The 5,030-nt window shown below is 43.8% G+C and carries 6 protein-coding genes and 1 pseudogene; all 7 read left to right on the forward strand.

What is annotated here, in order from left to right; all coding sequences use genetic code 11:
* A partial coding sequence (locus ACESM0_RS11025) for a hypothetical protein (protein WP_372906266.1) occupies window positions 1–304 on the forward strand: 304 nt, incomplete at its 5' end.
* Window positions 305–322: 18 nt separating this feature from the next.
* Window positions 323–1,003, forward strand: a complete 681-nt coding sequence (tsaB, locus tag ACESM0_RS11030; protein WP_372906267.1) for a tRNA (adenosine(37)-N6)-threonylcarbamoyltransferase complex dimerization subunit type 1 TsaB — start codon at window positions 323–325, stop codon at window positions 1,001–1,003.
* 61 nt (window positions 1,004–1,064) lie between these two features.
* Window positions 1,065–1,907 (forward strand): acetyl-CoA carboxylase, carboxyltransferase subunit beta, encoded by an 843-nt coding sequence (accD, locus tag ACESM0_RS11035; RefSeq protein WP_372906268.1) that lies wholly within the window; start codon window positions 1,065–1,067, stop codon window positions 1,905–1,907.
* Between the two features lie 104 nt (window positions 1,908–2,011).
* A complete protein-coding gene (obgE, locus tag ACESM0_RS11040; RefSeq protein WP_372906269.1) occupies window positions 2,012–3,010 on the forward strand; it encodes a GTPase ObgE in 999 nt (332 codons plus the stop codon).
* Entirely contained in the window at window positions 2,988–4,106 is a 1,119-nt protein-coding gene (gene dprA, locus ACESM0_RS11045; protein ID WP_372906270.1) for a DNA-processing protein DprA, read from the forward strand. Before obgE ends, dprA begins: the two co-directional genes overlap by 23 nt.
* Window positions 4,107–4,149: 43 nt before the next feature.
* Window positions 4,150–4,725, forward strand: coding sequence for a DUF3109 family protein (locus ACESM0_RS11050; RefSeq protein WP_372906271.1), 576 nt, complete (start codon window positions 4,150–4,152; stop codon window positions 4,723–4,725).
* Window positions 4,726–5,030, forward strand: a pseudogene (locus ACESM0_RS11055) (RNA polymerase sigma-54 factor); the annotation flags it as partial.

Below are 5,030 nucleotides of genomic sequence, written 5' to 3' on the forward strand. Positions count from 1 at the left end.
TGAATCGACGAATCGGCGTGTTCCCATTACGCTGGATGCTCCTGAGCATCTTTTTGTAAACTACAGTATAAGTTTACCTGAAGGAGCTGAGACAGAAAACTTGCAGGGTCGTCAGATTACAGAACTACCCGGAGCTGAACTAAGTGAGGAGTATGATATCAGTGATGGTCAGCTAACGTATTCATTTGGAGTGAATATTGAACGAAAGCAATTTTCTTCGGATGACTATTCTCAATTGCGAAGGATTTATGAACGGTGGGTGGAACTGAGTAACGAAGTGTGGTTTATAGAAACTGACAGATAACCGTTATCTTTGGCGTAAATGGAAAAATTATTAGCAATAGAATCTTCAACAGCAGTTTGCTCGGTAGCACTTCAAACCGGAGACGGCCGTGTGAAGGAGAAGAGAATTGAAGGCCGGGGTGTTCATTCCGAATATACCGTGCTATTTATAGATGAGCTTTTGCATCGGGCAGGATTAGAGGTGGATGATCTGGATGCGTTGCTCTTTAGTAATGGGCCGGGTTCCTATACAGGTTTACGAATTGGGGCCTCAGTTATCAAAGGTCTTCTTTTTGGGAAAAATGTTCCCCTCTATACCTATCCGACACTGATTTCATTTGCGGGCACACAGCTTCAGCTAAACACTCACTGTACGGTGCATTCTGTTATTGATGCCCGCAGAAATCATCTGTATTACCAGCAAGTAAAGAAAACTGGTGAGTACTTGGATATTTCTGAACCGGGTGTTATTGAACTGGAACAAATAACTCCAAAAATCTCAGAAGGGGATATTGTGATTGGAACCGGATGGGACCGGCTGGAATTCAAGGAGAGAGAAAAGGTCCGCTGGATAGGGCTTGAAGGTATTTCAGCCGTAAATTTGATACACTCATGGAATTATGAGGGATTGAAAGACTTTTATAAAAAGGAAGAAGTTGAACTCTTTGAGCCGGAATATCTTTCAATGTCCCAAATAAATAATTCACCGATGGAAGGATAAAGATTTTTGCTTCGGTGTGAATTCATTATTTTTCAAAATTACTTAAAATAAATTTTGTGCTATGTCTTGGTTTAAAAGAAAAGATTCAAACATTCAGACCGACAAAAAGAAGGATATGCCGGAAGGCGTCTGGATTAAAGTTCCTAAAACGGGAGATACCATTCACCGCCGGGAGCTCGAGGAGAATCTCTGGGTAGACCCGATTAGCGGGTATCACTTTCGGATTGGAAGTAAAGAGTATTTCTCTATTCTTTTTGATGATGGAGAGTTTGAAGAGATTGCCGATGAGATCATGCCTACAGACCCGCTCAAGTTTGAGGATCGGAAGAAGTATTCGGACCGTATCAAACAGACTCAAAAGAAGTCCGGTTTGTCTGATGCCTGCAGAGTTGGGGTCGGTAAACTGAAAAAGCAGGACATCGTAATTGCCTGCATGGACTTTTCCTTTATTGGAGGAAGCATGGGATCTGTGGTTGGTGAAAGACTCAGCCGTGCGATTGATCATGCTCGGGAGAAAGAATTCCCGCTATTGATTATTTCGCAGTCAGGTGGAGCTCGTATGATGGAGAGTGTTTTGAGTCTGATGCAGATGGCCAAGACCTCCTCCAAGCTTGCTCAGTTAGATAAGGAGGGCGTCCCCTATATCTCATTGATGACCAACCCTACCACGGGCGGAGTAACGGCAAGCTATGCCATGCTGGGGGATTTTAATATTGCCGAACCGGGTGCATTGATCGGTTTTGCGGGCCCCCGGGTGATTCGCCAAACTATTGGGCGTGATCTACCTGAAGGATTCCAAACGTCAGAATACCTGGTTGAACACGGCTTTCTTGATTTTATCGTGCCACGCACTAAATTGAAGTCAAAACTCTCAAGATTATTGAAAATTTTGAATAACAGGTAAGATAGATTTCCCGGAAAAAGACGAGAGAAACAGAAAATTAAATGAATGCTGAAACTCTGCTCTTAACCATTGCAGAGTTTTTAGTTTGAAGAAGAGAAAAGATTATGAGATTTGCAGATTATGCAAAAATATATGTAACAGCGGGTAACGGAGGTGAGGGGATGTCTCACTTCCGGCGGGAAAAATACGTTCCTAAGGGAGGCCCTGATGGAGGTGACGGCGGAAGCGGCGGAGATGTGGTTCTGAAAGGAAACAGCCAGCTGAATACGCTCCTCGATCTCCGGTACAGAAAGTATGTAAAGGCCGATCACGGTGAGCGGGGGCATACATCCCGGAAAACCGGAAAAGGCGGTGAAGACGAAATTCTTGAAGTTCCGTTAGGTACAGTTGTGTACGATGCCGATTCCCGTGAACGCCTTGGTGAAATTACTGAGCAAGAAGAAAAAATTGTGATTGCGAAGGGCGGAAAAGGCGGATTGGGTAACTGGCATTTTAAAAGTGCAACGAACCAGACTCCTCAGCACGCGCAAACGGGAGAGTCCGGCGAAGAACGAGCCGTAGAGCTGGAATTAAAGCTTATTGCGGATGTAGGCCTGGTCGGGTTTCCGAACGCAGGAAAAAGTACGCTCCTTTCGGCACTTTCTGAAGCTAAACCCAAAATTGGTGCCTATCCTTTTACTACACTTGAGCCAAATCTGGGAGTTGTATCATTTTCAGATTATAGAAGTTTTGTGATGGCGGATATACCCGGAATTATTGAAGATGCCCACGAAGGAAAAGGGCTGGGGCTTCAATTTTTGCGTCATATCGAGCGGAATAATGTACTTCTGTTTATGGTTGGTTGCGATACCGACATTAAACAGGAATACAGTGCGCTTCTTCATGAGCTGGAAGAGTTCCGTCCTGATTTGCTGGACAAACCCAGAATTCTGGCTATCACCAAAATGGATTTGGTTGAAGGGTTTGAGCTGGAAGAGCCAATTGAACTGGAAGATGAAGCAGAAATCATTGAAATCTCCGCTGCCACAGGCCATAACATTGAAGAGTTAAAAGAGCTGATCTGGCAAAAGCTGAAAGAAATTGAACCGGAAGAAACATCATAGAGCATTAATTGCATTGAGCATGGTTCCCGAAATGGGACCGGGAAGAGCAAGAAGACTGCTTCAGCTGTCGAACGTTGAGAGTGCAGATCAGCTCTTTGATTTGGATATTCGCGATTATTTAAAAGCGGATGGCATTGGCAAACAGATCTCGAAGAACCTATCCAATTTTGAGGATTGGGATTCTGTAGATAAAATTCTTGACCGTACAGAACGTATCGGTGCTAATCTTCTGGCCTATGACGATTCACACTATCCGCAACTTCTGAAGCATATTTACGATCCGCCTTTGATTCTTTGGTATAAAGGGGATTTGAATGCATTGGAGAAACCCGGTGTGGCTGTAGTTGGAACCCGAAATCCGGGTAGCTATGGACTTTCACAAGCGGAAGAGTGGTCTAAAAAGCTGGTTCAAAAAGGAATCTGTATAAACAGTGGTCTGGCTTACGGTATAGACGCTAAAGCTCATCAAACGGCAGTAGAAAATGGCGGAAAAACGATTGCCGTACTGGGCTCGGGAATTGATGTAATTTATCCTGCAAGAAATAAGCCACTGGCAAAAAGAATTATAGAAACAGGCGGGTTGATCATGACAGAGTTTCCACCGGGAGCTCAACCTGATGCAGGTAATTTTCCCGGACGTAACCGGATTGTGAGTGGAATGAGTCACGGTGTGTTGGTAGTGGAAAGTGGCGTAAAAGGCGGGAGTATGATCACGGCACGGTATGCACTGGATCAGAACCGTGAAGTTTTTGTTGTGCCACATCAGCTGGGTTACATGAAGGGTGAAGGCTGTAACTATCTGATTCAGAACGGGCAGGGGAAGCTGGTCAGGTCTATCGACGATATCTTGGAAGAAATTTCAATTGAGGCGAATTCAGATACTGTTTCTGAAAAACCCCCTTCAACATGGAAAACTCTCGAACTTTCTGAAGAAGAAAACCAGCTTTGTGAACTTCTTGATCAGAAATCTCTGCATATCGATCAAATAAGTGAGAAATTGAATCAGCCAACATTTAAGCTTCTTCCCAAAATGCTTACCCTTGAACTGAAAGGTGCTATTGTGCAGAAGGCGGGGAAGTATTTTGAGGCTCGTTAACAAATCGAATATTATCTGTTCTCATTAAATAAGTGATTTATTCATGATTCGTGTTCAGGACGTCATATTAAGTGAAGATATCGCTACAGCAAAGTTTGCGTGCGACATCAGCAAGTGTAAAGGGGCGTGCTGTGTTGTTGGAGATGCCGGGGCACCCGTAAGCAAAGATGAAATTCCGGTACTTCGAAAAGCGTTTAGAAAACTAAAGGATAAATTGGATTCAGTTGCAGTAGAAAAAGCCGAGCGAGAAGGTGTGGTGCTTGGAGATGCTGAAAATGGATATGAGATAAACTGCATAGATTCAGGTGAATGCATTTTTGTAGAGAAAACGGACAATGGTGTTGCCACTTGCGCTATTCAGAATGCATATTATAAGGGTGAGTTTAATTGGGAAAAGCCCATCAGCTGCCATCTCTATCCGGTTCGCTTAAAGCATATTGCAGGTATGGATTACGCCAACTACGAATACATTCCGGATTTGTGTTCGGCCGGTTGCAGAAATGGCGAAGATAGAGGAATTTACCTTTCAGACTTTTTAAAAACGGCTTTGATTCGCAGGTACGGTGAAAAGTGGTACTCAGAGTTTATTGACGTCTGCATGGAAGTAAGGAGTAAGTAAGTGTTAAAAACAGGTCAAAATATATCGCAGAAGCAGAGTCAGCAGCAAAAACTGTCTCCTCAACAGATTCAGTTTGTGAAATTACTGCAGCTGCCCACGATTGGTCTGGAGCAGCGTATTAAGGAAGAGATTGAGATGAATCCGGTTCTGGAGGAAGCGGATCCTGTTTTGGAAGAAACGTTGCAAGAGTCCGAACAGGACTGGGATAAGCAAAATGAGGCGGAGTCTGAAAAGAAAACTGAAGATGATTCAGTTATTGAACCGGTTGATCAGAATGATGAGATTGACTGGGATTCGTTTATGCA

This window comes from Rhodohalobacter sp., from assembly GCF_041686455.1.
Lineage (GTDB): Bacteria > Bacteroidota > Rhodothermia > Balneolales > Balneolaceae > Rhodohalobacter.

Coding starts and splice junctions, on each gene's coding strand:
- tsaB (WP_372906267.1), top strand. CDS start 323: ATGGAAAAATTATTAGCAATAGAATCTTCAACAGCAGTTTGCTCGGTA.
- accD (WP_372906268.1), top strand. CDS start 1,065: ATGTCTTGGTTTAAAAGAAAAGATTCAAACATTCAGACCGACAAAAAG.
- obgE (WP_372906269.1), top strand. CDS start 2,012: ATGAGATTTGCAGATTATGCAAAAATATATGTAACAGCGGGTAACGGA.
- ACESM0_RS11050 (WP_372906271.1), top strand. CDS start 4,150: ATGATTCGTGTTCAGGACGTCATATTAAGTGAAGATATCGCTACAGCA.